Raw genomic sequence first — 25819 nt, 5'->3', positions numbered from 1 at the left:
TTATAATTCCTCATATTGAGCGATTGAATTAATTTGATCAGTTGTCGCCCAAGCTAATTGATCTAATAAATTTACAGTAAAGCTACCGGGACCAACTTTTTGATTACCGACTGCTAATTCACCGATTGCTGCAAAAACTAATGCCGCCGTTTGTGCTGCTTCAAAATAATTATCTGAACTAATTGCACAAAAAGCGCCAACGATACTAGTCAACATATCTCCCGAGCCAACATGGGCCGCAAATAGTGGCGTACCATTGTGTACAGCCACTACCTGCTGACCATCGGTAATATAGTCCGTTGCACCACTCATCAAAACAACACAATGAAACTTTTGTGCAGCAGTTTTGGCAATTTCAATCACATCGCCAGTTCCAGCACCTGCATCAATCCCTTTAGCTTGCCAATCAAAATCTGCCAAGGCTGCAATCTCCCCAGCATTACCTCGAATAACCGATACCTGAAAATCTTGTAACAACTTTAGCGCGACTTGCTTACGATAATTAATAGCTCCGACTGCCACTGGATCCAAAACAACGGGCTTTTGAGCAGCGTTAGCCGCTTGGCCCATCGTCTTTAAGTGTTCAATTTGTTCTTGAGTAAAAGCACCTAAATTTAAAGAAACAGCATTACTGATTCCCACCATTTCTTTGGTTTCTGCGATTTCCTCTGACATAATTGGTGATGCTCCCAATGCATTCAAACCATTGGCCACATCTTGAACAGTCACGAAATTAGAAATGTTCAATACAACCGGATTCTGTTTACGTAAATCATCTAACAATGATAACTTCATCTAAAATTCCTCCTAATATGCACAGAACTTCTAAATTAATTGCTCTCGTAAAAATGCAATTAAAAAAGACGCCTCAATTGAGACGCCTATTAATCAATAGTCTTAATTTTAATAGCACATCCCTACGCAAGTTCTAACTTACAGGTTCAAAGAGTTCAGATTAAAAATCTGTCTCAGCCCAAATTGGCACCCCTTGCTTATATTTTTTAACGTTTTCATTATAATCAAAATAATAAATTTTCGCAAGATAAAATTGTATTAAAGATCTTTTACTTGCTATGTTATAATTCAAATACAGGGTATCTAAAATCTCAGAGCAAATTTGAGGTTTTTGTACCCTTAAAGATTTAGCAATAGAAAAACTAATCAGTCTAAAGAAAAGCTTGACAGTGAGTTTTTGTACCCTTAAAGATTTAGCAATAGAAAAACAGATGAGAATCCGTTGCCTGAAGAGAAGCTGTTTTTGTACCCTTAAAGATTTAGCAATAGAAAAACTGGTGGCATGTGGGATGGTTTAGGACACGAGTTTTTGTACCCTTAAAGATTTAGCAATAGAAAAACACAGCCAACAAGGAGTAAAGACAGCTATAAGTTTTTGTACCCTTAAAGATTTAGCAATAGAAAAACGTTGAATTGAACCGTCGACACCAACACTAGGTTTTTGTACCCTTAAAGATTTAGCAATAGAAAAACGCAGATTTGTTCCCTAGTTTTTAGCTAGAGGTTTTTGTACCCTTAAAGATTTAGCAATAGAAAAACTAAACAGATTTCATACCGTTTAAGCTATTGGTTTTTGTACCCTTAAAGATTTAGCAATAGAAAAACCACCTATGGTAATAACTTTTAACCCGTGTGGTTTTTGTACCCTTAAAGATTTAGCAATAGAAAAATTGTATGATTATGTAGCTTAATTTTTGATAGTAAATTGAAAATTAAGTTTTTTTATACAAAAAAACAGTGCCGGTACGTGAACGCACCAACACTGCTTTTATTTTTTACTGATTATTTGTTGATGCTGTAGAAACTCTTAGCACCTTTATATTCAGCAGCGGAACCTAATTGTTCTTCAATCCGCATTAATTGATTGTATTTAGCAATCCGATCTGTCCGGCTCATAGAACCAGTCTTGATTTGACCCGCATTTGTAGCAACAACTAAGTCAGCAATCGTGGTATCTTCAGTTTCACCAGAACGGTGAGAAACAATCGCTGTGTAGCCAGCTTCTTTAGCCATTTCGATTGCTTCAAAGGTTTCGGTCAAAGTACCAATTTGGTTAACCTTGATTAAGATAGAGTTAGCAACACCCATATCAATACCCTTCTTCAAGTAATCGGTATTGGTTACAAATAAGTCATCACCAACGATTTGGACTTTGTCGCCCAACTTCTTGGTCAACATTTGCCAATCTTCCCAGTTGTTTTCATCCAAAGGATCTTCAATGGAAACGATTGGGTACTTGTCAACTAAGTCTGATAACAAGTCAGCAATTTCTTCAGCCGTATAAGACTTGCCGTCACCCTTCATATCATACTTACCAGTTTCGGTATTGTAGTATTCAGATGAAGCACAGTCAAAAGCAATGGCAATATCTTCACCAGGCTTGTAACCAGCACGTTCAATAGCTTCAACTAAAACTTGGAATGGTTCCTCATTGTTCTTCATGTTGTTTGGTGCAAAGCCACCTTCATCACCAACAGCTGTAGAGTCGCCACGTTCCTTTAAAATAGAAGCTAAGTTATGGAAAGTTTCAGAACCCATCCGAATAGCTTCATGGATGCTCTTAGCACCAACAGGCATAATCATGAATTCTTGGAAGTCAACATTGTTGTTAGCATGCTTACCACCATTAATAACATTCATCATTGGTGTTGGTAAAACATGGCTGTTTGGTCCACCTAAATATTCGTACAAAGGTAAACCTAATTCATCAGCAGCAGCATGAGCAGCAGCTAAAGAAACACCTAAAATAGCATTGGCACCTAACTTACCCTTGTTTGGAGTACCATCTAATTCAATCATTTTTTGATCAATAGCGCGTTGATCAGTAACGTCCATACCAATAACTTCTTTGGCAATTACGTCGTTAACATTTTTAACAGCTTTCAAAACGCCCTTGCCCATAAAACGGGACTTGTCGCCATCACGTAATTCAACAGCTTCGTGTTCACCGGTAGAAGCACCAGAAGGAACACTAGCGCGACCAAAGCCACCTAATTCAGTATACATTTCAACTTCAACAGTTGGGTTGCCACGTGAATCTAAAATTTCACGAGCTAAAACATCAGTAATAACAGACATTTAATATTCTCCTTTTGTTAAATGATCAACACACTTAATTTTAACATTTAAACTAAATTAATTAAACTGCTTAATCTTGATAATTAACTAATTGTAAATAAGATTCTGGATCTAAGCTGGCGCCACCAACTAAACCACCATCAATATCAGGTTTAGCCATTAATTCTTTCACGTTAGCAGGCTTTACTGAACCACCATATTGAATCCGGACGTTTTCAGCTGTTGTTTCATCATATAAATCAGCAACAGTTTGGCGAATAACGTGACAAATTTCTTGAGCTTGATCAGAAGTAGCCGTCTTACCCGTGCCAATCGCCCAGATTGGTTCATAAGCAATCACTAATTGGGATACTTGTTGTGCTGATAAATCTTTCAACGCAGCTGTAACCTGGTTTTTAACCCATTCTTCTGCTTGACCAGCTTCACGAGTTTCTAAAGTTTCACCACAGCAAATGATTGGTAACATCTTGTTAGCAAAGATTGCGTGTGCTTTTTTATTAATTTCTGCATCAGTTTCATGGAAATAATCCCGACGTTCAGAATGACCAATAATAACATAATCAATGCCCATTTCAGCCAAAACTTGAGGACTAGTTTCACCGGTGAAAGCACCGGAATTTTCAAAGTAACAATTTTCAGCAGCAGTCTTTAAATTACTACCTTTAGCAGCTGCTAATAAAGCTGGTAAATCAACAGCAGGAGCAGCAATGACTGATTCAACTTTACTAGAATCAGGTAATTGATCCTTAACTGCATTAACAAACTTCGTGGTATCTGCTGGAGCATTATTCATTTTCCAGTTACCCGCGATAATTGGTGTCCGCATAACTAAATTCTCCCTTAATTTTAAATTATTTATCAGAAATAGCAGCAATACCTGGTAATTCTTTACCTTCCAAGTATTCCAAGGAAGCACCACCACCAGTAGAAATATGGCTTAACTTATCAGCAATTCCTAATTGTTGGGCAGCAGCAGTTGAATCGCCCCCACCAACGATTGTCGTAGCATCTTGCAAGTCGCCTAAAGCCCGACCAATTTGCAAAGTACCATTAGCAAAGTTACTCATTTCAAAAGCACCCATTGGTCCATTCCAAACCACTGTTTTAGCACCTTTTAAAGTATCTTCAAATAACTTAATAGTCTTTGGACCAATATCCAAAGCCATCATATCATCGGGAATATCGACACCTTCAGTAACTTCATGCGGTGCCTCATTAGAAAATTCAGTAGCCACAACATGGTCAACTGGCAAGACAATCTTATCGCCAGCTTTAGCTAATAATTCTTTAGCCATTGGTACACGGTCTTCTTCAAATAATGACTTACCAATTTTATGACCTTGAGCAGCTAAGAAAGTATAAGCCATGCCACCGCCAATAATAATATGGTCGGATTTTGGAATTAAGTTTTCGATCACAGCAATTTTATCAGAAACCTTAGCACCACCCAAAATTGTCACAAATGGATGAACTGGATTTTCTACGGCATTACCTAAGAACTTAATTTCCTTTTCCATCAAGAAACCAGCAGCAACCGGTTTGTTGGCTGCTTTCATAGCAGTAGCAATCCCGACGTTAGAAGCATGCGAACGGTGAGCTGTACCAAAAGCATCGTTAACAAATACATCGCCCAAAGAAGCCCAATATTCACCTAACTTAGGATCATTCTTACTTTCACGCTTGCCAAAATCATTATCAATGTCTTGGAAACGTGTGTTTTCTAACAAGATTACATCGCCATCTTGCATTGCAGCAATAGCATCTTCAACAGCTTGACCTTCGTTTTCAGGAACAAACTTGACATCTTTCTTTAATAATTCGCTTAAACGTTCGGCAACTGGACGTAAGCCTAATTCTTTTTTATCAGCGTCACTCTTAATACGACCTAAGTGAGACAATAGAATCAACTTACCACCATTATCTAAGATATACTTGATTGTTGGCAAAGCTGCCACAATCCGGTTATCATTAGTAATTTTACCGTCTTTTAACGGAACATTAAAATCTGCCCGCATTAAGACCTTTTTGTCTTTGACATCAACATCAGAAACAATTAATTTTGCCATAATTGGCCTCCTAATTTACTTAGAAAAATGCTCTCTTCAAAAATTCAAACTATTAAGGATTTTATCTCAAATTGTAATTTTAATTACGATTGCATCATTTCAATCAAAAAAGGCAGAAGGAGAAATCCTCCCTCCGCCTTCTTCAGTAATTCATCTACTATGAGCTAAGGTATTACAACATACTTGCAAATTTTTGCAAAGTACGGATCATTTGAGCTGTAAAGCCTGATTCATTATCGTACCAAGCAACAGTCTTAACGATTTGTTCGCCGTTTGAACCTTCAACAACTTGTGTTTGAGTTGGGTCAAAGACAGAACCAAATTCTGTACCAATGATATCGGAAGAAACAATTTCGTCACCATTGTAACCAAATGATTCGTTACCATCAGTAGCTTTCTTCATAGCATCATTAATTTCATCAGCTGTAACTTTCTTATCCAAGATAGCAACTAATTCAGTTAAAGAACCTGTAATAACTGGCACACGTTGTGCATGGCCATCAAGCTTACCCTTTAATTCAGGAATAACTAAACCAATAGCTTTAGCAGCACCTGTTGAGTGAGTAATGATGTTTTGAGCAGCAGCACGGGCATTACGCTTGTTACCACCACGATCAGGACCATCTTGTAACTTTTGAGTAGCTGTGTAAGCATGGATTGTTGTCATTGTACCAGTTTGGATACCAAAAGCATCGTTCATTGCTTTAGCAAGTGGTGCCAAGCAGTTTGTAGTACATGAAGCAGCAGAAATAATTTGATCATCTTTAGTGATTGTGTCGTCATTTACACCATAAACAACAGTCTTTAAATCACCAGCAGGAGCAGAAATCAAAACTTTCTTAGCACCGGCATCAATATGAGCTTGTGACTTTTCTTTTGATGTGTAGAAACCAGTACTTTCAAGTACTAATTCAACACCGTCATTCTTAACCCAAGGAATGTTGCGGGCATCTGATTCTGCATAAACAGGAATCTTCTTACCATCGATTACGATTGCATCATCAGTAGCTGAAACTTCATGTTTGAAGTTACCATGAGCTGTATCATACTTTAATAAATGAGCCAACATATCTGGTGATGTCAAGTCGTTAATTGCAACAACTTCCAAGTCATCATTTGCAACTTCATAAATACGACGTAAAGCTAAACGTCCAATGCGTCCGAAACCATTAATACCTACTTTTGTAGTCATGTAAGATTTCCTCCTTCAGGAAAAATAAAATATTTTATTTTAAAGGTTTTTATCCCTTAAAATCGCTTCTGAGGCTGCCTCATCAGTAATTAAAACCGTCTGCTGAGGAGCAATTTTCATATATGAGCAAATTGCAGCAGCTTTACTAGCACCACCAGCAATTGCTAGCACATGTGAAACATTAATTAGATCCGAAACCTGTAAACCAATTTTCGGTATCTTATAAACGACGTTACCTTGAGCATCCAGAAAAACACCAAAAGCTTCTGAAACAGCTTGTTTGTTTTCCAATAACTCAATTTCTTTCGACGACATATTGCGCCGATTGGCCATAGTTTTGGCACGACCAATACTGTGAATTACCACATCGCTTTGGTTAATCAAATCCAAAACCGACTTAACTACAGGTTCTTCCAGTAAAGGGGCCACACTTTTAGCACTGATATCTTCAGGAACATAGAGTGCACGATAATGTCCCTTAGCATGATGTGCCATTTCAGCACAGACCGTATTGGCCTGAATTGAAACTCCTTCGCCCAAACCACCGCGGGCAGGTACAAACAATAAATTCCGTTCCTGTGACAACTTAGGAGTCAATGCCTGCGCCACAGCAGCCATTGTTGTACCACCCATTACCGCGATGGTTGAACGTCCGTTAGGCAAAAAATGATCCATCATCTGATTTAACTCTTGACCCATTAGTTCCAAGACCCGTCGATGATGTTCACTATCACCCGGTATGATTATAACTTGTTCAATTCCTAAAAAGGAAGCTAAACGCGTTGCAATAACGGAAGTATCATTTAACTTACCAATAACCACATCGAGGTGAGCAACAATCTCTTCGCCTTTTTCGGTTAACATCATCCCTGATTTAGAGGAGCTAATTAAGCCACTAGTTTTAAACAAATCTGTTTCCCGCCGCAAAACTCGTTCTGAAAGATCCAACTCACTTGCCAAGATCCGCCGACCAATTGGTTGCATCCAGCGAATTTCCTGCAAAATTCGATAACGCTTTCGCAGGGTACTTAAAAAATCTGGTGCAATGGCTTCGATCCAACCAAGTTCATCGTTGACTGACGATGCATTTGCCGTGGGACTAATTTTGTCCCTGTGTGGCATATTAAGACCCATCCAATCAAAAAATATATGTGAGTAACATTTCCAACTCACAACAAGATTATAACAACTTAATTTTTAATTTGCAATAAACAAAACCACTTTTTTACAGAAAAAATGGTTCATCACAAAATTGTAATGAACCACCAACTATGCGCCACCTGGGAGTCGAACCCAGATCCCAAGAACCGGAATCTTGTGTGCTATCCATTACACTAGCGGCGCAATACATGAGATATATTACACGATGAAAGAACATTTGGCAATACCTAAATAGATTTTTTATTAATTATTTTCAACACTTTAACTGCAGATCTTACCTCATAGTAAAATGATAAGTTTCATTTTGGGTGCTTACTACTTAAATCTATTGATTAGTTTCAAATGATTTTGGAAAATAAATTTCAAGTACTAAAAATGGTGGACAAATCCATTAATGACGGTATTTTTAGCTTTGCAATGGTATCTAATCGTTCTTTTTCTTGAAGCAAAAAACTTTCTTTTCCAATAATGTTATGTATACTATGTTCTTGTAATAAAATTTGGGAGGAAAAATTATGACTAAAAAAATTGGAGTTATCGTCGGTAGTTTACGTAAGCAATCTTTTTCCAAGGCAATCGCTAATGCAATGAAAGAAATGTTTCCTGAAGGCTACGATGCACAATTAATCGATATCAGTGACTTGCCAATCTTCAACCAAGATTTTGAAGATGGTGAATTAGAAGAGCCAGCTAGTTACAGCCGTTTCCGTAATGATGTTAAAGACATGGATGCTATTTTATTCGTTACCCCAGAATATAACCGCAGCACGCCTGCTGTTTTAAAGAACGCCCTTGATGTCGGTTCTCGTCCTTATGGACAAAGCGTTTGGGATAAGAAGCCTGCTGCAGTTGTTAGTGTTTCACCTGGTGCCCCTGGTGCTTTTGGTGCTAATCACCACTTACGCCAATCATTAGTCTTCTTAAATATGCCAACTTTGCAACAGCCTGAAGCTTACCTAGGCAATGTAATGAATTACTTAGATGACAATGGTCAAGTTAATAATGACAATACAAAGCAATTCTTACAATCCATTGTTGATGCATTTGTTGAATTGATCAATCGGTATTAAGATATTCAATCAGAACTTTTTTCAAGTTCGCACATGAAGGACTCTTAGAGTCCTTTTTTTAATAATCAATTTATTACTATTAAGCAATCTGAAAATGAAGTCATGAGAGTTGACTTTTTTTAAATATATGATAAATTAGCAGAGTAATGTATAGAGTGCTAATAAGCAATAGGAGGCTTTTTTATGTTAGTTCCTACAGTTATTGAACAAAATTCACGTGGTGAACGTGCCTACGATATTTATTCTCGTTTATTAAAAGACCGCATCATTATGTTATCGGGCGAAGTTACTGATGATTTAGCTAATACGGTCATTGCCCAACTGTTATTCTTGGATGCTCAAGATTCTGAAAAAGATATTTATATGTACATCAACTCTCCTGGTGGCTCTGTAACCGCCGGCTTAGCAATTATGGATACTATGAATTTTGTCAAAGCCGATGTGCAAACCATTGCTATGGGAATGGCTGCTTCAATGGCTAGTGTCTTATTATCTTCTGGTGCTAAGGGCAAACGCTTTGCTTTACCAAACTCCACGGTCTTAATTCACCAACCTTCTGGCGGCGCTCAAGGTCAACAAACCGAAATTGAAATTGTGGCTGAAGAGATTTTAAAAACCCGCAAACGTTTAAATAAAATCTTAGCAGATAATTCTGGTCAAGATATCGAAACCATTGAACGCGATACTGAACGTGATAACTATTTAACCGCTCAAGAAGCTAAAGATTATGGCTTAATTGATGATATTATGACTAACAATTCAAATAAATAATTGGGCACATTAATCATTACAAAAAACACGACCTGATGGCCGTGTTTTTTTTATTCAATCACTTTACTAACACCTTGTTCAGTAATCACAAAATCAACAGGATAATCTAGCGGCGTTACTGGTACTTGTGCGCTTTGCAACTGCGCAAAGCATAATGCCACTGTCGTTGCTGTTAAAGACTGTTGTTGTAAATAACGATCATAATAACCGCCACCATAACCCAAACGTTTGCCCACTAAGGAGCAAGTTAAACACGGTACAATCACTAAATCTAATTCTGCTGGAGCAATAATAGGCGCTGTGATTGGTGGCTCTAAAACTCCTAAAGAACTTTTTTGTAGTGCTCGTTGTCCTTGAAACAGTTGCGCTTGCATCCGATGTTGTGCATAAACTCGCGGTAAGGCTATCACCTTCTGCTCACTTTGCGCCACCTTAACCAAAGGCTGCGTCGCTAATTCAGAACCCACGGACCAATAAGTAAAAATTGTATGACTCATTTGAAACTGTGGCAAATTAATTAACAAGTTCGTGATAACTTTGGTTGCTTGTTTACGATAGCTCGGTGATAGCTGCGCCCGCCGTTTTAAAAGTTCTTGACGTAACTGCGCCTTCTGCTGCTCAATTGCCGTCATAACTATAACGTACTCTTTAACTTAGGATAGCCACTTTGCGCCACCAATTGATCGTATTGCTGAGCAAATTCTTGTTCTTCTTGGTTACGATACCCTTCAAAAAGTACCTCTTTGATATCTTCTTGATTAAAAAAGCAAAAATCTTCGGTTTCATCGACACCATTGGGATACAAAACACCCGAATAATCAAAATAACCAATTTGATTTTTCTTTTCTTCAAACAGTGCTGCACGGTTCACGATCATTAAGGGCGTTTCCTGATCACCCTTTAAGGTTACTACTGAGCCAATTGGTAAAATTTTCATATGATTCTCCTTACAATGATGCAATTAAATTATTCAAAAAATGTAAAGCAATGTTATAGCGCATATCGCCTTGATACAAAACATACGTGGTTGCTAACAAACAACCAGCTAAAATATAGGGAATGACTACTAAACTAAAAGCCGGAGCATGCATCAATCCAAAAATTGCACCTGACAAAACAATTGCTAAGACCGTTTGTCCATTATTTTTTAACTTTGGAAAAAAATATTTAAAAAATAATCCACGAAAAATGAATTCTTCGATAATGGGACCAAAAATAATCGTAAACAAGTTCAACATAATTGGCGATTTTTTAGCCAATAAATCCAGTTCTTGTTGATTAGCAGAGGTCGGAAACAAATTACTTAAAAGACCAATCAAGAACATTATAATAAATAAGCCGACAAAAGTAAGCCCCGCATGTTTGACAGGTGGCCAAGTTGTTCGCAAAGCTGGTAAGTGGCGGTATTTATTCCACAATGCAGCAATCAATGCTCCCATCAAGATGAACAATAAGACAAGCAGTAGGATCAATTCTAAGCTTGACACTTGTCGTTGCAATAAGGGGATAGCAATAGGCGTTTGCGCCAACGAATACAATAAAAAATAACCAACTAAAACTGCAATGTGCCGTACATTTCGTTGGCTACTTCTAGTTACTTTCATACAAAATAATCCTCACTTTTTAAAATAATGGAAAACCACTAGTGAGCCAAAAGCCTAAGGTAATGACAATGACAGCTCCCAATAGCATCAGCCATAACCAGTTACTAGTTAATTTATGTTGCTGCTTTTTCGCAAAAGCCATTTCAATAATTCCGATTAAGACCAACGCTGCCAAAAGTTTGATAATTGTTAATAATGGATGTTCATGCCACGGATAAGGTAACATGACTACTCCACTGATTAACAATACTAAATAACCTAGCCGCGCAATCATTGCCCATAATTTGGGATGTTGCCCATTTTTTCGTAAACCACTAATGACTGCAATTATTAAAATTAGTACGACAATTAAATGTAACCAAGGCCAGAACATCTAACTTCACCCTTTCCAATTTAATAACTTTTATTTTAGTAGATCATTGTAATTAAGCAATAATTACACAAAAAATGTTCGCAAATCTTAACAGATTACACGAACATTTTTTATTACTGCAATTCTTCACTAATTAACGCAAATATTTAATCAATTCTCGCGCCCGACGCAAAGAAACATATGCGCTACTACCATCTTGAAACCTTAATTGTTTAGTTTTGTTATCATACTTACAAGGTTGTTGCAAATTGACTAAATAACTCTTATCACTCCGAAACAGCTCTTGATAACGATGTGCCAAATTATTCAAACTACCTAAAAATTCAGTTTCCCGCGTTTTGGTATGCAACAAGACATGACCAGCAGCAACTTCTGCCGTCGTCAGATATAATACCTGATCTAACGGAACCGTGAAATAACGACTACCAATTCGGTAAGAAAACATTCGCTGTTGTGGTTGTTCTATCGCTTGATAGTCCAAAATGGCTAAATGTAAATCTTCACGTATTTTGGTTTCAACGCTATCCAAGCCATGATCTTTATCAATAAAATCTAATGGTGCTACTCGCCGTTCAATAGTCATCACGGCTAATTCATCATGGATAGAAATAAAAACAATCTTAGCTTGTGGTAATAAGTGACGAATTTCTACCGCCAATTGCAGACCAGCATGCGTATTGTTATTAATTTCCATATCTAAGAAAAACAAGCCGTAATTGCTATCGCTTTCTTGAGCCATTGATAATAATTCCAGTGGCGATAGTGTCTGACAAATCAACTCCATGTCCATATGATTATCACTAATTGCACTACGAATAATCTTAGCGTACTGTATTTGCTGTTCTTGATTATCTTCAAGCAAATATACTGGGAGCATCACTATCCCTCCTCTGTAATTATTAATGTAATACATAAGTGGTTCTCACCTAGTTGCGTATCTAACCAAAGTTGTTCATCATCTCTAATTAACTGCCGGACATTAGTTAATCCCACACCTTGATGAGCAGCTTTCGTTGTATACCCGGATTCAAATAATTGATGCACATTTTTAATATTCGATGCTGCATTATCAACCACAATCTCGACTTGACCAGTAGATGCCACAAACGAACAGCCAACAACTTGATCTTTTTCTTTTTGTGCTTGTTCAATCGCATTATCTAACAAAATTCCCAGAACTCTAACAACTGTCAAAATATTAACTTGTTGTAATCGAATTTCTTGAGTTAATTCAAGCCGTAATTGAACGCCGGCATGTTGAGCTGTTAAAAACTTTTGGATAACCAAGCCACGAATTGGATCATTTTTTAAATAATCAATATTCGCAATGGTCATCTGCTTCAAATCTTGCTTAATCGGTTGTTGCTTTAGTAGCTCTTGATAATAATCAGTTAATTGTTGATTATTACCATTTTTGACAAAACCTTCTAAACCCAATAACATATTTTGGTAGTCATGCTTAAATTTGCGTAACTCTGAATATTGCTGTTCAATACTAGATAAATCTGCACGCAGTTGGCGATCTTCTCTAACCCTTTGCTCGGCCTGTTGCCGCGCTACATAAGCCTTAAAAAATAGCCAAGCGTAAACTATTGTCCATGTCGCAAAGACCACAAATAATAACAAAATTAATGATAATGCAGTATAAGTGGATTTAACTTTATCACTAGTAACTAAAATAGCTTCTACAATAAGAAACAGCGTAAAAATAAAAATAAACAAGTACTTAGATAAATCCATAGTTTTAAAATAAAATAAAAAATTTGTTATTTTAAATTTATAAAAAGCATCTATGCTTATAAAGCAAACTATTAAAATTAAGGTAATAAAGTTAGCCCAAAATACCACCCCAACATTATTATAAAGATTGTAAACATTAGATATTCTAAATATAAATTGTACAAAAATACTGATAAAAATTAAAAGGACAATAGATACAGTCTTAATAGTATAGCTAAAATAATCCAACTTTTTATATTTAATAAATGAAAAAGATATAGAAGAAATTAGCCATAATAAAAAATACAAATTACCTACTTCACTACCAATACACCCCCAAAAGAATGCTACTAATAGATCCGTAAGAATAAAGTACAAATGATATTTACGATTAAAGTAATGAATAAGATTTAACACCAAATATAAGATAAAAAAATTATCAAAAATATCAACCCATAAATTAACAAAAATCATCTATTATCCATGTTTGTGAATTAAGTGCCATATCCATTCATGAAGTGGTTCATTTGGTGCAACTACCGTTGCCATTGTAGAAGCTTGTGCACCACCGGTAACTTTTTGTAATTCTGTATCTGATAAATTCTTCAACATAATAAATACCTCCCTTATAACTGATATTATAGTCCAAGAATTAAATTAGTCAGCAATATTTTATTAACGCTTACTTTTCGCCCATAATCAAAATCATTTTAATCTATTTATAATCATTTGATTAGATTTTAATTATTTCAAGCCAAAAAATATCTCAACTTTATTTATTCAGCTGCTTTTTCATTAATGATAATCGGGTGGCTAAGGGCGTTCCGGTTAAATCTTTGGTATAAGTCGTCACTTTCTGATATTCTTTACAAATTTGCCGCACAGTTTTTAATTCAGTGGAACTAAGATTCTTATTAAAGACCACAATTAAATCTGCATCCTGAATCTGCTCTGCTAAAACTTGCGGTGCTTCCTGACCAGTTAAGGAGCGATAATCGCCAGCTCTTAAAGTAATTGTATCTTTCGTTTCCGCCAATTTACTACCAATAGTTAAAATCTTTAATCCCTTAAAAAGGGGCTTAAACTTGCGCCGTTTATGTTTAGCAGTGGTCGCTTCGAGCACGGGCCTAGTGATATTTTCAGTATTTGAATATTTCCAAATGATTTTGCCAGATGCTGGATTATTAATTTCGTGGGCATAATCAACCACATCTCCTGCTGCCAATTGAAAAGGTTCAATATCTTCATCAGTTAATAAAATAATCTTTTGCGTTCCAGAATCATCATTAAATTCAATATACAATTGATCAGAATCAGATTGCTGTTGCACTAATAATTGCGACTTAACTTCTCGCACAGCCAACGCGACTTCACAACTACGATCCAAAACTTCAAACTGATATGGTGATTCTACAGTGTTTTGCACATTAACAGTTTCTGATGTCAAGGTGGCGCGGACAAGATCTCCTGAACGTAAATTTAATTGCCGGACAACTGCTTCCGGAACTGGAACAGGTTGAGTTAGATCAAGCATTCCTCCGCGTAATAATTGCTTAAAATATCCCGTAACCTCCTGTGCTTTAGGACCGCCAGCTGATAATTCTGCTGGCAAATCCCGTGCCGATAGAGGCACGTCAGCATCCAAAAAAGTAGCTTTATCAATGGCTGATAAAATATTTAATTGTTCCTGCATCCGCACCACAATAGTTGATAGATTATTTTCATTGATACTTTGGTTAAGGCTACTGATTTCTGCTTGAATTAAATAAATTAATTTGTCTTTTTTCAAAAATTATCCCTTCAATTCATTAATTAAAAAATACACAAAAACTTTATTTTAGTTTAATAATAACATATGTGAACAAATTCAAAAACGAAAGTATTGTTTAAAATGCAAAATATTTTTAATTGAACCATAAAACAAACTGACACTTAATCAATTTCAAACCTTTTTGCAATATTTTTTATCACAATTACTGGCTTAAATTACTAAAAAAGCTAGGACCTCTAGTGTCTAATGGTTAGACAACTTTGATCCTAGCTGTAATTTTTCAATTAATAATTTTACTTAAAAACTGGCAATTGCTTGCTCAATTGGTTGTTCCCCACTACTGAGGTCAAATGCTTGCTTAATCGTGAGCGGATTTTTTAAACAAGCCACAATGGTTGCCGCTACATCAGCGCGGGCAATAGAGCGCAAGCCCGCATCAGCTTGTAAACTCAACCGTGGTGCTAGTTGGATACGTCCTTGCCCAACAGCATTAGTTAAAACTGCCGGGCGAATAATTGTATAATTCAAGCCGCTGTGTAGTAGCCATTGATCAGCATAATATTTAGCAGCGTAATAATAATTTCCCGTTGATAACGCCTGCCGTTGATAAGACCATAATCCACGATTGTCAGCTTGGAGAGCACTAACCATCACGAAACGTTGGGCCTGCGCTAACTGAGCAGCTTGAATCATTTTAATCGCCCCATCTAAGTCAATCATCATGGTTTGATCCGCCCCAGTTTTGCCACCAGAACCCGCGGCAAACACCACTGCATCAATATTGTGGGTTGCTTGCACCAGTTGATTTAACTCACCGGCCAAATCAATGAATTGCGTAGCCACACCCTGAGCTTGATAAGCAGCGATTTGCGCAGACTGTCTTAGACCCGCCACAACCTGAATTTGTGGTTCTGACTGTAATTGTTGAACTACTAATCGTCCAATTTGACCATGAGCTCCTACCACTAAAACACGCATTACTTTATCTCCTTAAACTTCTAATCCAGCAGTTCTTTTACTTTTAATCAAATCATTAAGTTTGCGTAAACGGTGATTAATTCCGGACTTAGAAATTGAGCCACTGGGTACTAGCTGTCCTAATTCGGTTAGAGACATCTCCGGGTTAGCTAAACGTAATTCCGCAATTTCCTTAAGCTTCGGGGGTAACGTTTCTAAACCAAAATTATCTTGCCAAAATTTAATATTTTCAACTTGCTGACTCGCCGCCTTAATCGTCTTATTAATATTGGCATTTTCACAGTTGACTAAACGATTAACTGAATTCCGCATATCGCGCACAATGCGAATATCTTCAAACTTTAACATTGCTGACGTGGCGCCAATCACCCGTAAAAAGTCCGAAATTTTTTCAGCTTCTTTCAAGTAAACAATATAACCACTGCGCCGAGCCGTCGCCCGCGCATGCAAGTTAAATTGATTCATCAATTGCAAAATCCCCTGATTCTGATCTTCATATAAGGAATAAATTTCTAAATGATAACTAGAAGTTTCCGGATTATTGACACTTCCCCCAGCTAAAAAGGCCCCCCGCAAATAAGACCGCGCGCGTTGTTTGGAATTCAGCACATCTGCTGGGATATCAGTCCGAATTTGAAAGCCATTAACTTCTACAATACGTAAATCGGCTAAAATAGGCTGCACCTGCCGGCGCAAGCGTACAATATACTGATTATTCTTTTTCAATTTCATTTTGCGACGAACCACTAGATCCGCCTCCACGGTATACAACTGTTGCAATAACGCGTAAATCCGCCGCGCAATCGCGGGATTTTCTGTTTGAACATCCAAAATAAAATGATGATCAACTAACGATAAACTGCCATTCATTCGAATTAAAGCCGATAATTCGGCCCGCGCATGCTCTGGATGAACTTCTAGACTAGTTAATTCTTTTTTGACAGTGCTGGCATAAGAAGCCATCAGACATACCACCTTTTTTACATACAAAACTCATTTTTATTGTTTTCTAGTGCCCGCTTGAAAAGCCAAGTTTAACAATTCTCGCGCCACTTTATCACCATCATGAAAGGCACCGCCATCATGCAACGATAAATAATCATCCGTAATGACACGACAGCCTTGTTGCCGTAAGCCTGCAAAATCCGACTTAACTTGCGCCAAATATTCATTGTATTTTTCATGATCCATATAATCACTCGGAACTGGCTTACCATTAACTAACACGGTGTTAATATAGTGCCCGCCCAAATGACGATTCAACACCCGCACATGATCTGCATCTGTAAAATTAACAGTTTCGCCAATCTGCGTCATAATATTACAAATATAAACCACTTCTGCTGAAGTTTGTTGCAAAGCCTGCTGCACATTACTAATCATTAAATTCGGTAAAATACTCGTAAATAAACTTCCCGGTCCTAACACAATCACATCGGCCTGCATAATAGCTGCTAAGACCGGCAAAACTGCCGCGGGCTTTTGCTGGGGATTATTGGTATCACTCACCCAGACGCGTTGAATATTTTTACCTGCGTAAGTAATTTCGTGTTCACCAGCTAATTGCGTACCATCTGTAAATTCAGCATGCAAAGTCAGTGGTGAATTAGATACTGGAAAGACGTGTCCTTCCACCTCCATCATTTTGGCCAACTGTTGCACTGCATCAAAAATATCATTTTGATACATTTCTGATAAAGCCGCAATCACCAAATTGCCAATCGCATGCCCCGCCAAAAAAGAATCATCACTATTAAAGCGATATTGAAAAACGTCTAACGGTAATTGCTCCCAATTAGACAAAGAAACTAACACATTACGAATATCTCCTGGGGGAACCACATTAATATAATTACGAATAGCTCCGGAGGAGCCACCATTATCTGCTACAGTCACTACGGCTGTGATGTCAGCATTTAATTGCTGTAAACTGTGTAGGATAACAGGTAAGCCTGTTCCACCACCAATTACCGTGATTTTAGGCTTCCGCCCTTTAATAACCTTGATAGTCTTCGTAGTATCTCTCATGAACGATTCACCGACTCCTTATGTCGATTGATATCTCGATGATCAATTTTGACATCATAATTTAATTGTTGTAAATCTTCTCCTAATCGTTGAGCGATGGCGACCGAACGGTGCTGGCCACCAGTACAACCAATGGCAATTGTCAACATCGTTTTGCCTTCTTGTTGATATTGCGGAATGATCGTTTTCATTAAAGTAAAATATTGTTGATAAAATTGCTGTGCTGCGGTTTGGCTAAAAACATAAGCCGCAACATTTTTTTGAAGCCCCGTTTGTTGCCGCATCACTGGATCATAATACGGATTAGGTAAAAAGCGCACATCCATCATATCATCTGCATCAATAGGCACACCATACTTAAAGCCAAAGGACATGACCACAATGTGAAACGGCGTTACTTGTTGTTGATCAAATTGATGAAAAATTTCGGCGCGTAATTGGCGCGATGTTAAATTAGTGGTATCAACGATTAAAGCCGCTCGTTGGTATAGTGGCTTTAATAAACGGCGTTCTTTGACAATGCCATTAATCAAGCGTCCTTCCATAGCCAATGGATGTGAGCGTCGAGTTTCTTTGTAACGTGCCACTAACTCTTCATTAGTCGCATCTAAAAATAAAATTTTTGTTTGAATCGTTGAGTAATCTTCTAGTCCCGTTAAACTACTCAAAAGCTGATCATAAAAAACCTGTGACCGTAAATCAATGACTACAGCAATTTTGTTCATATTACCTGCTTCTTGAACTAGCTGAATAAATTTACCTAATAAAGCTGGTGGTAAATTATCAATGCAAAAATAACCCATGTCTTCAAAAGCCTGAACCGCTACTGTCTTACCAGCACCGCTCATTCCGGAAATAATTACTAAATCCGTCTTTTTTTGTTGCTTAGTCACTCAGTCATCCGCTCCTTTACTCGCCACTAAGTTGCAGTATCTATCCTGACAGCAAAATTTTTACTGACAAGTCCTAGCAAATTTAAACTTCAACTACTCTTACTGAAATTAACAAACTTATTATAGAGATTATTTTATCAATTAACAATTCTTATCGATTAAATAATTAGCCCGTAGTATTAAAAAAACTTGGATATTAATCCAAGTCTTTTGCCCGTGGTGTTTGTTCTAACACAGGTTGCAAATAATGCCCGGTATATGAGTGCGGATTAGCAGCTACTTCTTCTGGGGTTCCTGTGGCCACAACTTGACCACCCAAGTCACCGCCTTCAGGTCCTAAATCAATTAACCAATCTGCCGATTTGATGACATCCAGATTATGTTCAATCACTAAAACGGTATTTCCTTGATCCACCAAGCGTTGTAAAACCGCCAAAAGTCGTTTGACATCATCAACGTGCAACCCAGTTGTCGGCTCATCTAAGATATAAAAGTTTTGCCCATCGACTTTCTTGTATAGTTCAGAAGCTAGTTTCATCCGTTGAGCTTCACCACCAGACAAAGTTGTTGCTGATTGGCCCAATTGGACATAGCCTAGCCCCACATCAACAATAGTTTGTAACTTCCGCTTAATCTTTGGTAAATGATCAAAGAATTCCAAAGCTTGCATTACCGTCATTTTCAACACGTCGGCAATCGTCTTGCCTTTATAAGTTACTTCCAAGGTTTCTGAATTATAACGAGTTCCATGGCAAACTTCACAAGGAACATAAACATCTGGTAGGAAATTCATTTCAATCTTAATAATGCCGTCACCTTTGCAGGCTTCACACCGACCACCTTTGACATTGAAAGAAAACCGGCCCTTTGTATAACCCCGCACTTTGGCTTCGTTAGTTTGCGCAAACAAGCCCCGAATATCATCAAAGACCCCTGTGTACGTTGCAGGATTACTCCGGGGAGTGCGACCAATCGGGCTTTGATCAATATTAATTAAAGATTTTAGATGTTGATAACCCGTAATATTTTGATATTGACCGGCGCGTTGCGAATTATGATTGATTTTTTGAGCTAAAGCGCGTTGTAAAATCGTATTAACTAATGATGACTTGCCGGAACCCGAAACACCAGTCACCGCAATAAATTTGCCTAGCGGAAATTGTACATCAATCTTTTTTAAATTATTTTCCGCCGCACCAGTTACTTCAATATATTGCCCATTACCTGCGCGCCGTTGTGCTGGTAAGGCAATATATTTTTTACCAGCTAAATACTGTCCTGTCAACGACTGCGGGTTCGCCTGAACCTCTGCCGGCGTTCCTGCTGCCACAATCTGGCCCCCAGCAGCACCAGCGCCTGGACCGACATCAATCAAATAATCAGCTTGCCGCATCGTATCTTCATCGTGTTCCACCACAATGAGCGTATTGCCTAAATCACGCATCTTTTTTAAGGAGCGAATTAAACGTTCGTTATCCCGTTGATGTAAACCAATGGAGGGTTCATCTAAAATATACAAAACCCCGGAGAGGTTGGAACCAATTTGCGTGGCTAAACGAATCCGCTGAGCTTCACCACCAGACAAAGTTCCCGCTGCTCGTGATAAAGTTAAATAGTCCAAACCGACATTTTGTAAGAAGGATAAACGATCAATAACTTCCTTTAAAATTGGTTGCGCAATCACCTGATTTTGTGGCGACAGCTTAACACTTTGAAAGAACGGCAAAACTTGTTTGATGGCTAAATCGGACACAGCGGCAATATTTTGACCATTGACTTGAACGCACAGGGCTTTTTGGTTTAACCGTTGCCCATGACAAAGCGGACATTGTAACTCTGTAAAATATTTCCGCATCACTTCCCGCATAAAAGCACTGGAAGGTTTTTCATACCGGTGTTTAATATTAGGAATGACCCCCTCAAAATAGGTATCAACATCACGGACACTGCCAAAATCATTATCAAAGTGTAAATGAATTTCTTGTTGATCATTACCATATAAAACGGTTTGTTGTTGTGCAGGTGATAATTTGGCAAAAGCCACATCTTGAGGAATTTGCAACTGCTCACAAACTTGTTCCAATACCTGTGGATAATATTGAGAATGCTCTGGACTCCAAGGAACAATTGCCCCTTGTGCAATCGTCAAATCAGGATCAGGAACCACCAATTGGGGATCAACTTCTAGTTTCATCCCCAAACCATCACATTCCGGACAAGCACCAAACGGAGCGTTAAATGAGAATAAGCGCGGTTCCAACTCGCCAACGCCAAAACCACATAAAGGACAGGCATAGTGCTCTGAAAACACTAACGCCTTTTGACCAATCACATCGGCGGTCATATAACCATCGGATAACCGTAAGGCCGATTCAATCGAATCAAACAGCCGCGAACGAATCTGTTCTTTGATAACTACCCGATCCACCACAACAGAAATATCGTGTTTTTGATTTTTGTTGAGCTCTAGCTGTTCATTAACTTCATGCTGCTCACCGTCAATTAAGACACGGACATAACCTTGCTTTGCAATTTTGGCCAAAACTTTTTTATGCTGGCCTTTTTTGGCACGAATAACTGGCGCCAAAATTTGCACCTTGGTACGTTCGGGTAATTGTAATAACCGGTCAACCATTTGTTCCACTGATTGACTTGTAATTGGTGTTCCATCATTCGGACAAATCGGAGTCCCAACACGCGCCCATAATAATCGTAAATAATCGTTAATTTCAGTGACAGTGCCGACGGTAGAACGCGGATTTTTGGATGTTGTTTTTTGATCAATAGAAATGGCGGGACTTAAGCCATCAATTGAATCCACATCCGGTTTATCCATTTGTCCTAAAAATTGGCGGGCATAAGAAGATAAACTTTGTACATACCGTCTTTGTCCTTCAGCATACAAAGTATCAAAGGCTAAAGAACTTTTACCAGAACCGGATAAACCGGTCATGACCACTAGTTTATTGCGTGGAATTGTGACGTCGACATTTTTTAAATTGTGCGAACGGGCACCGTGAATGACAATATTTTCGTTTACCATTAATCAATCTCTGCTTTCAATTCTAAAATTGTATCGCGTAAATTGGCTGCTTGTTCAAAGTCTAATTTTTTGGCAGCTTGGTTCATTTGATCAGTCAATTGCGTCAACAGTTCTGTCTGATCCTTTTTGGTCATATTATTAAAATCAAACGGATCTTGCGTAATTGCTTGTTCTTGACTGCTACTATTATCAACAGTCTTTAAGGCCGTAATCGCTGCGCGAATTGGCTTTTGAATTGTTTGCGGTTGAATATGATGGACTTCATTGAAATGTTGCTGAATTTGCCGCCGCCGTTTAGTTTCTTCAATCGCTACTTTCATCGAATCGGTGATATGATCAGCGTACATAATGACATGACCATGAACGTTCCGTGCAGCCCGCCCAATAGTTTGAATTAACGGCCGTTCGGAACGTAAGAAACCTTCTTTATCGGCATCCAAAATTGCAATTAAGGACACTTCTGGTACATCAATGCCTTCACGTAATAAATTAATGCCAATCAATACATCGTATTTGCCTAACCGCAGATCCCGAATAATTTCCGTGCGTTCCAAAGTTTTAATATCACTGTGCAAATAGGCCACTTTAATGCTCAAATCTTTTAAATAGTCGGTTAAATCTTCAGCCATTTTTTTAGTTAAAGTCGTCACTAACGTCCGTTCGTGTTGCTCAATACGCTGATTAATTTCCCCTACTAAGTCATCAATTTGGCCCATAATCGACCGTACTTCAATTTCAGGATCTAACAAACCAGTCGGACGAATTACTTGTTCCACCACTTCGTTAGTTTGTTCCATTTCGTAAGGCCCCGGCGTTGCAGAAACGTACAAAATCTGATTAACATGCTGTTCAAATTCCGCTAAAGTTAACGGGCGGTTATCCAAAGCACTTGGCAAGCGAAAGCCATAATCGACTAGCATCTGCTTACGGGCGCGATCACCATTATACATGCCACGAATTTGGGGCATCGTCACATGAGATTCATCAATCATAATGTTAAAATCATCGGGAAAAAAGTCAAGTAATGTAAACGGCGGTTCGCCTTCGCTACGCCCTTCCATGTGTCGCGAATAATTTTCAATGCCTGACGTATATCCCATTTCTCGCATCATTTCAATATCATAATTAGTACGCTGCTCCAAACGTTGGGCTTCCAGCAATTTACCAGCCTGTTTTAATTCTTTTAAACGTTGGTCCAATTCCAAAGAAATGCGTTCTAAAGCGGCCTGCATTTGTGTTTCATTAGTCATAAAATGCGTTGCCGGAAAGATCGAAACCTGCGGACGTTCGCCAATTAATTCCCCAGTTAATGGATCCATTTCTAAAATCCGGTCAATTTCATCGCCAAAAAATTCAATGCGTAAAGAATGATCATCGCGTGACGCTGGAAAAATATCGACCACATCACCGCGTACCCGAAAACGGCCCCGCTGAAAGTCAATATCATTACGTTCAAATTGATTATTAATTAAGTTCTTGAGTAATTCATCGCGACTAATCTCTTGCCCCGACCGCAAGGAAATGACACTTTGTTGATATTCCCGCGGATCACCTAAACCAAAGATACACGAAACGGAAGCAACCACAATCACATCATTACGTTCTAGTAATGCCGAAGTCGCCGCATGACGTAATTTATCAATTTCATCATTAATACTGGAGTCTTTTTCAATATAGGTATCACTAGAAGGCACATAAGCTTCCGGCTGATAATAGTCATAATAACTCACAAAGTATTCCACCGCATTATGAGGAAAGAATTCCTTAAATTCACCATACAACTGACCAGCCAGCGTTTTATTATGGGAAATCACGAGCGTCGGTTTGTTCAATTTTTGAATAACATTGGCCATGGTAAAAGTTTTTCCAGTTCCGGTAGCTCCTTTTAACACCTGCGTACGATTACCCTTTTGAAAATCTGTTACTAATTGATCAATAGCTTGTTGTTGATCACCTGCCGGCTGATACTTAGAAACTAATTCAAATTGATTATCTGTTATCCGATCAATCACTCTGAGTCCTCCTTAACATCAATACGAGCATTCTTTTCGTCTCAAGTGCGACTCACTTTAAATCTTTAAAGTCAAAAAAGCCAAATTCTAAAGGATAAACTTACTTTAGTAATTTGACTCTTCATAAAGTTTTTAACCTAGTGGTTCATATCATACCACTCCGAACATATTTTCGCCATTAACATATAACCTTAAACTAATCCGCAGTCAAAAAGTTTTCAACTTAGTCATACCACGCATTAACCACTTGAGCGTAAGCAGCTAATTTAGCATCAGCCGTGGCCTGGTTATCGGCACAAACTCCCACATAATTTTTAATCTTGGGTTCTGTACCCGATGGCCGCACCGCAATCCAAGTTTCATCTGCTAAGATAAATTTCAAGACGTTGGACTGGGGCAGATTTAATGTTGCTTGGGTTCCATCAGAATTTATTTGTTGACCACTTTGAAAATCTTGGACACTAACAACAGCGGTCCCATTAATGGTTTGGGGCACTTGCTGACGAAATTGTTGCATCAAAGTCTGCATTTGCTGTACACCGTCGACACCAGCAAACGTCTTCGCAATCGTTTGTTCTTTAAAGTAACCGTATTGTTGGTAGATTTGTTGTAGGCCATCATACAAAGTCAAATTCTGACTCTTATAATACGCGGCCACTTCAGCTAATAATAAACTAGCTTGAATCGCATCTTTATCCCGGACAAACGGTTGAATCAAATAACCATAACTTTCTTCAAACCCAAATAAAAATTGATGTTCCCCCGTTTGTTCAAATTGTTGAATTTGCTCCGCAATAAACTTAAAACCGGTCAAAACGTTAATCATTTGAACTTGATAATGATTGGCAATTTTCGTTGCTAATTCGGTAGAGACAATTGATTTAACCACTGCCGCATTCTTAGGTAATTGATGCAAGCGTTGCTTAGTCTTTAAAATATATTCCAACAAAACACAAGCAATTTGATTGCCCGTCATTAATTGGTAATTGCCATCTGGTTGCAAGACAGCTGCTCCTAGGCGGTCGGCATCGGGATCTGTTGCGATTAAAACATCAGCCGCACTCTTTTGACCATCGCGAATCGCTAGATTAAATGTTTCCGCGAATTCCGGATTTGGAAATTGAACCGTGGCAAATTCGGGATCAAAAATCGCCTGTTCACTCACTAACTGCATATTTTTCAGTCCAGCTTGTTCAAAAACGCGACCCGCCAACATTTTACCCGTTCCATGCAATGGCGTATAAACAAATTTCATTTGCGAATAATCAGCCAGTAACTGGCGGTCAATTGAAACTGCTTGAATAGCTTTGAGATAAGCTTGATCTACATCTTCGCCAATCATTGTTAATAAATGTTGCTGCCGTAATTCATGTAAGTCCGCCACAGCAATTTGAAATAAATCGGCTGCTTGGCGCACATATTTGGTAATCAAATCTGATTCTTTCGGTGGCATTTGCCCACCATCAGGACCATAAATTTTAAAGCCATTATAAGGGGCCGGATTATGGCTGGCCGTTATCATAATGCCTGCATAAGTTTGCAAATGCCGGACGGCAAATGACAATTCCGGTGTCGGTCGCAAACTGTCAAATAGGTAAACTGGGATTTGATGTTGACCTAAAACCCGCGCAGATTCTTGTGCAAACAAAAGAGAATTGTACCGAGAGTCAAAACTAATGACCACGCCTTTGTTTTTTTCTTGTGGTGTCAAAGTATCCATCAATTTGGCCAAACCTTCTGCCGCTTGGCGAACAGTATATAAATTCATCCGATGAATGCCCGGACCCATTAACCCCCGCATGCCAGCCGTTCCAAATTCTAATGGTTCATAAAAAGCGGCTTCCAATTGTTTCGTATCTGTTGCTAATTTCGTTAATTGTTGTTGTAAAGTCGGATCCAAATGCGGATATTGTGCCCATACTTGATAATTATCTTGCCAACTCATGGTTCAGCCTCCACCTTGTTAGTTATTTAAAGCTTCCTAATTCATTATACCGTTCAACTAAGAAAAGTGGTTACGACAACTTAATTATTCTAAATGAAAA

23 protein-coding genes, 1 tRNA gene, 1 CRISPR repeat array and 1 riboswitch are annotated in these 25819 nt (G+C 38.3%); of the genes, 2 read left to right on the top strand and 22 right to left on the bottom strand.

Going from position 1 to position 25819, the window contains the following annotated elements; all coding sequences use genetic code 11:
- The 7 genes from thiM to AC3B5S_RS06680 form a co-directional block, all read right to left on the bottom strand.
- Positions 1–795, bottom strand: a complete 795-nt coding sequence (gene thiM / locus AC3B5S_RS06710) for a hydroxyethylthiazole kinase (protein ID WP_489769636.1) — start codon at positions 793–795, stop codon at positions 1–3.
- Positions 796–897: 102 nt separating this feature from the next.
- A riboswitch (TPP riboswitch) is annotated at positions 898–999 on the bottom strand.
- Between the two features lie 123 nt (positions 1000–1122).
- Positions 1123–1686: direct repeats of the CRISPR family, unit length 36 nt; unit sequence GTTTTTGTACCCTTAAAGATTTAGCAATAGAAAAAC.
- A 111-nt stretch (positions 1687–1797) separates the two neighbouring features.
- Complete coding sequence (eno, locus tag AC3B5S_RS06705) at positions 1798–3093, bottom strand: phosphopyruvate hydratase (RefSeq protein WP_489769635.1); 1296 nt, start codon at positions 3091–3093, stop codon at positions 1798–1800.
- Between the two features lie 70 nt (positions 3094–3163).
- The gene (gene tpiA / locus AC3B5S_RS06700; RefSeq protein WP_489758288.1) at positions 3164–3919 is read right to left on the bottom strand and encodes a triose-phosphate isomerase; all 756 of its coding nucleotides are present in this window, start codon (positions 3917–3919) and stop codon (positions 3164–3166) included.
- Between the two features lie 25 nt (positions 3920–3944).
- On the bottom strand, positions 3945–5159 hold the full coding sequence (locus tag AC3B5S_RS06695; RefSeq protein WP_489790256.1) for a phosphoglycerate kinase: 1215 nt from the start codon (positions 5157–5159) through the stop codon (positions 3945–3947).
- A 172-nt stretch (positions 5160–5331) separates the two neighbouring features.
- Positions 5332–6351, bottom strand: coding sequence for a type I glyceraldehyde-3-phosphate dehydrogenase (gap, locus tag AC3B5S_RS06690; protein WP_489758286.1), 1020 nt, complete (start codon positions 6349–6351; stop codon positions 5332–5334).
- A 39-nt stretch (positions 6352–6390) separates the two neighbouring features.
- Positions 6391–7473, bottom strand: coding sequence for a sugar-binding transcriptional regulator (locus AC3B5S_RS06685; protein ID WP_489790255.1), 1083 nt, complete (start codon positions 7471–7473; stop codon positions 6391–6393).
- 150 nt (positions 7474–7623) lie between these two features.
- Positions 7624–7695, bottom strand: a tRNA-Arg gene (locus tag AC3B5S_RS06680).
- Positions 7696–8027: 332 nt separating this feature from the next.
- On the opposite strand from AC3B5S_RS06680, the gene AC3B5S_RS06675 reads away from it, so the two are divergent.
- Positions 8028–8582, top strand: coding sequence for an NADPH-dependent FMN reductase (locus AC3B5S_RS06675; RefSeq protein ID WP_489790254.1), 555 nt, complete (start codon positions 8028–8030; stop codon positions 8580–8582).
- A gap of 183 nt (positions 8583–8765) precedes the next feature.
- Positions 8766–9353 (top strand): ATP-dependent Clp endopeptidase proteolytic subunit ClpP, encoded by a 588-nt coding sequence (clpP, locus tag AC3B5S_RS06670; protein WP_489758283.1) that lies wholly within the window; start codon positions 8766–8768, stop codon positions 9351–9353.
- A gap of 50 nt (positions 9354–9403) precedes the next feature.
- Here the strand turns inward: clpP and AC3B5S_RS06665 are convergent, their stop codons facing one another.
- The 15 genes from AC3B5S_RS06665 to AC3B5S_RS06595 form a co-directional block, all read right to left on the bottom strand.
- Positions 9404–9985 carry a 5-formyltetrahydrofolate cyclo-ligase gene (locus AC3B5S_RS06665; protein WP_489790253.1) on the bottom strand — a complete coding sequence of 194 codons (582 nt, stop codon included), beginning with the start codon at positions 9983–9985 and terminating at the stop codon, positions 9404–9406.
- A gap of 2 nt (positions 9986–9987) precedes the next feature.
- Positions 9988–10290, bottom strand: coding sequence for a DUF4176 domain-containing protein (locus AC3B5S_RS06660; RefSeq protein WP_489769630.1), 303 nt, complete (start codon positions 10288–10290; stop codon positions 9988–9990).
- Between the two features lie 10 nt (positions 10291–10300).
- The gene (locus AC3B5S_RS06655; protein WP_489769629.1) at positions 10301–10957 is read right to left on the bottom strand and encodes a CPBP family intramembrane glutamic endopeptidase; all 657 of its coding nucleotides are present in this window, start codon (positions 10955–10957) and stop codon (positions 10301–10303) included.
- Positions 10958–10976: 19 nt separating this feature from the next.
- Positions 10977–11330: a YisL family protein gene (locus tag AC3B5S_RS06650; RefSeq protein ID WP_489758279.1), complete on the bottom strand. Its 354-nt coding sequence runs from the start codon at positions 11328–11330 to the stop codon at positions 10977–10979.
- 133 nt (positions 11331–11463) lie between these two features.
- Positions 11464–12207, bottom strand: a complete 744-nt coding sequence (locus AC3B5S_RS06645) for a response regulator transcription factor (protein ID WP_489758278.1) — start codon at positions 12205–12207, stop codon at positions 11464–11466.
- Between the two features lie 2 nt (positions 12208–12209).
- Positions 12210–13052: a sensor histidine kinase gene (locus AC3B5S_RS06640; protein ID WP_489769627.1), complete on the bottom strand. Its 843-nt coding sequence runs from the start codon at positions 13050–13052 to the stop codon at positions 12210–12212.
- A gap of 474 nt (positions 13053–13526) precedes the next feature.
- Complete coding sequence (locus tag AC3B5S_RS06635; protein ID WP_489769626.1) at positions 13527–13661, bottom strand: bacteriocin; 135 nt, start codon at positions 13659–13661, stop codon at positions 13527–13529.
- Positions 13662–13821: 160 nt separating this feature from the next.
- The gene (locus AC3B5S_RS06630; protein ID WP_489790252.1) at positions 13822–14838 is read right to left on the bottom strand and encodes a hypothetical protein; all 1017 of its coding nucleotides are present in this window, start codon (positions 14836–14838) and stop codon (positions 13822–13824) included.
- A 279-nt stretch (positions 14839–15117) separates the two neighbouring features.
- Positions 15118–15798: an SDR family oxidoreductase gene (locus AC3B5S_RS06625; protein WP_489790251.1), complete on the bottom strand. Its 681-nt coding sequence runs from the start codon at positions 15796–15798 to the stop codon at positions 15118–15120.
- A 12-nt stretch (positions 15799–15810) separates the two neighbouring features.
- A complete protein-coding gene (gene whiA / locus AC3B5S_RS06620) occupies positions 15811–16761 on the bottom strand; it encodes a DNA-binding protein WhiA (RefSeq protein ID WP_489758273.1) in 951 nt (316 codons plus the stop codon).
- A 36-nt stretch (positions 16762–16797) separates the two neighbouring features.
- Complete coding sequence (locus tag AC3B5S_RS06615; RefSeq protein WP_489769623.1) at positions 16798–17826, bottom strand: gluconeogenesis factor YvcK family protein; 1029 nt, start codon at positions 17824–17826, stop codon at positions 16798–16800.
- Positions 17823–18719, bottom strand: coding sequence for an RNase adapter RapZ (rapZ, locus tag AC3B5S_RS06610; RefSeq protein ID WP_489790250.1), 897 nt, complete (start codon positions 18717–18719; stop codon positions 17823–17825). The genes AC3B5S_RS06615 and rapZ overlap by 4 nt, the downstream gene beginning before the upstream one ends.
- 196 nt (positions 18720–18915) lie before the next feature.
- On the bottom strand, positions 18916–21762 hold the full coding sequence (gene uvrA, locus AC3B5S_RS06605) for an excinuclease ABC subunit UvrA (RefSeq protein WP_489790249.1): 2847 nt from the start codon (positions 21760–21762) through the stop codon (positions 18916–18918).
- A complete protein-coding gene (gene uvrB / locus AC3B5S_RS06600; protein WP_489790248.1) occupies positions 21762–23774 on the bottom strand; it encodes an excinuclease ABC subunit UvrB in 2013 nt (670 codons plus the stop codon). The genes uvrA and uvrB overlap by 1 nt, the downstream gene beginning before the upstream one ends.
- Before the next feature lie 223 nt (positions 23775–23997).
- Positions 23998–25719, bottom strand: coding sequence for a phospho-sugar mutase (locus tag AC3B5S_RS06595; RefSeq protein WP_489790247.1), 1722 nt, complete (start codon positions 25717–25719; stop codon positions 23998–24000).
- Positions 25720–25819 lie beyond the last annotated feature (100 nt).

It is taken from the genome of Bombilactobacillus sp. ESL1094 (assembly GCF_058107425.1).
This window is presented reverse-complemented; position numbering and strand designations above follow the sequence as displayed.